This is a genomic window from Phaeodactylibacter luteus (assembly GCF_007993045.1).
GTDB classification, from domain to species: Bacteria; Bacteroidota; Bacteroidia; order Chitinophagales; family Saprospiraceae; genus Phaeodactylibacter; species Phaeodactylibacter luteus.
On the sequence record NZ_VOOR01000188.1, the window covers coordinates 1 to 580 of the forward strand.

At 60.3% G+C, this 580-nt stretch carries 1 protein-coding gene; it reads left to right on the plus strand.

The window, feature by feature from the left end:
• On the plus strand, nucleotides 1-562 hold a 562-nt coding region (locus FRY97_RS22035), incomplete at its 5' end, for a PKD domain-containing protein (RefSeq protein ID WP_147169780.1).
• Nucleotides 563-580 lie beyond the last annotated feature (18 nt).

Here is a 580-nt window from a genome sequence, read left to right on the forward strand (position 1 = left end):
AATAGACGGCAGTCCATGCGATACCCTCGGCATCGACAATATCCCGCTCTCCCGCTGGCGCTATGAGCAGGATACGCTCACGCCCTTCACGGTGCAGTTTTACGACCTGAGCGACTACGAGCCGGCCACCTGGTCCTGGGACTTTGGGGAAGGCAGCAGCAGTATGGATACCCTGCCCGCTCATACGTTCCCCGGCCCCGGCACTTACGAGGTCTGCCTTACCGTCAGCAATGCCAATGGCAGTGACACGAAATGCAAAACGCTGGAGTTTACAGAGCCCGTCACGGCCACCGAGCAAGCGGAAACAGCCCCACTTGCCACTGCTTTCCCGAACCCCTTCCGGGAGCGCTTCAGCCTTTCGCTGCGGGCAGGTTGGCTGCCCGTACAAGCCAATGCCGTGGTATACGATGCGATGGGCAGGCCCGTCCTCACGCAGCGCCTTTCCGCGGGCTTCAATACACTGGATTTGAGCGGGCACCCGGCGGGCGTCTACACCTGGCGGTTGGAGGAGCAGGGGCGCGTGCTGGAAGTGGGGAAGGTGGTGAAGATTGGAAATCGATGAAGGCTTGTTATAAAAGAG